The organism is Vibrio sp. Vb1554 (assembly GCF_033344235.1).
In genome coordinates this window covers 1-1,754 of the sequence record NZ_JAWPOJ010000111.1, presented here as the reverse complement: position 1 = coordinate 1,754, position 1,754 = coordinate 1, and the positions used below count along the sequence as shown (strand labels likewise).

The following is a 1,754-nucleotide window of genomic DNA, read 5'->3' as shown; positions in this document are numbered from 1 at the left end:
GTGGGCGATGTCTATCCCTTCAACGCACTTTCTAAACTGAGTAAAAGTCTCAGGTAGATCAGGCAACGTAAACGGCAGCTTGCTTTCGTCGAACAAACTGCGTACAGAGTGCTGAACAATGACAAGGTGTGGGTATTCATCTTGCAGCTTGTGCAATATGCTCTGTTCATCCGAGCCAGCCATTGCGTCTGCATAAAGATGAGTGACACCCAAATATTGAATGGCATATTTGAGGGCTTGATACGGGGGTAGATCTAGCGTCCAAAGTCGCTGACCTAACTGGCCGAGTGCGTCATTCAGTTCGCACAAAGACGCATCGATAAATTTCTGCCTTGCTCGTCCGAGCGTTGCCTCCTGAGCAAAATGATGTAGAAAAGGAGTTACTGAAGGGCGACAATACAAGCAAACCAATTCATCCAGAAAAGATGAGGCATTAACCAATAGCGAGTTATCGTGAAGTCTTAGGTCAAACGTAAACCAGTAAAGCCCTATTTTCTTTTTCAAAAAACGTCCTTAGGCGAGGAGCTAAATGTACTGATTTGTTTTACGCTCGGCATCGCAAGCGGATCATCCGTTCTTACTAACTACAGCGCTTTCCATGCTCTTTGCATGAATCGTGAACATAAGAGCCAAATCGTATTTCCATCCTCAATCGTTCACTTTTTAAACCGCAATTTTATAAAATCAAATTTCAGATTTATGAATATCACCGCTATTTGCTCATTTTTTTATATAAACCAAGCAAAAATGATAAAAATTAAAGCGATATTAGTTAATATCCGGTAATCTAAATCCAATTCCATTTTGCTAGTAACATCGCAGAAATGACTGACGAGTTTAAGAAATCGACCGCTAACTTAAAAAAAGCGGTGCCACTAATGATCAAAAATCATGTAGCTGCCACCCCCGCAAACTACGCGCTTTGGTATACCTACGTAGACAAAACCATTCCAGAACTCAATTTTGAGATGGACGAAGTGTTAGAACACTATGGTATTTGTCCACCAGCAGCGAACAAACAGCTTTACAACAACTACGTGGCCAGTAGAGCAGAAACCAGCTTAGAAGATCTCAAAACCAACGTAGAAGTACTATTACACGAAGTGTCGAGCTCCATGAGTGATACTTTGTCAGATACCTCTTCTTTCTCTGCGATGGTCGATAAAAGCTTCAACAAATTAGAAAAAGTCGAAGACAACAGCTTGAGCATCGAAGAAGTGATGGTGGTGATCCGCCAACTCGTTGCTGAATCTCATGAGATTCGCCACTCAACTAAATTCTTAAACCGTCAACTCACCAATGCGAGTGAAGAAATTTCTCGTTTGAAGCATCAATTAGCCGAAGTACAAAAAGACGCGCTGTTTGATGGACTCTCTAATCTTTACAATCGTCGTGCCTTTGATACTGATTTGAGCATGCTGATTAACGCTAATCAGGCGATGACTCTCATCTTGCTGGATATCGACCACTTTAAAGCGTTCAACGATAACTATGGGCACCTATTTGGTGACACAGTATTGAAAGCGATCGCGCGTCGACTGCAACAAAGCTGTCGCGATGGCGTGAGTGCGTACCGCTTCGGCGGCGAAGAATTTGCGTTAATTGTGCCAAACAAATCCCTACGAATCGCCCGCCAATACGCCGATACCCTACGCCGCATGATTGAAAAGCTGCGCGTACGTGATAAACGCTCGGGCACACAAGTTCATAGCATTACCGCTTCTTTTGGTGTGGCAGAGTTCGAAGTTGGTGAC

The 1,754-nt window shown here is 43.3% G+C and carries 2 protein-coding genes; one reads left to right on the top strand and one right to left on the bottom strand.

The window, feature by feature from the left end; genetic code table 11:
* Positions 1-504: deoxyribodipyrimidine photo-lyase (locus tag R8N28_RS24065; RefSeq protein ID WP_318183532.1), on the bottom strand; the 504-nt coding region annotated here is incomplete at its 3' end.
* 320 nt (positions 505-824) lie between these two features.
* Here R8N28_RS24065 and R8N28_RS24060 point away from each other — a divergent pair.
* Positions 825-1,754 (top strand): GGDEF domain-containing protein (locus R8N28_RS24060; RefSeq protein WP_318183531.1); only part of this gene is annotated, 930 nt, incomplete at its 3' end.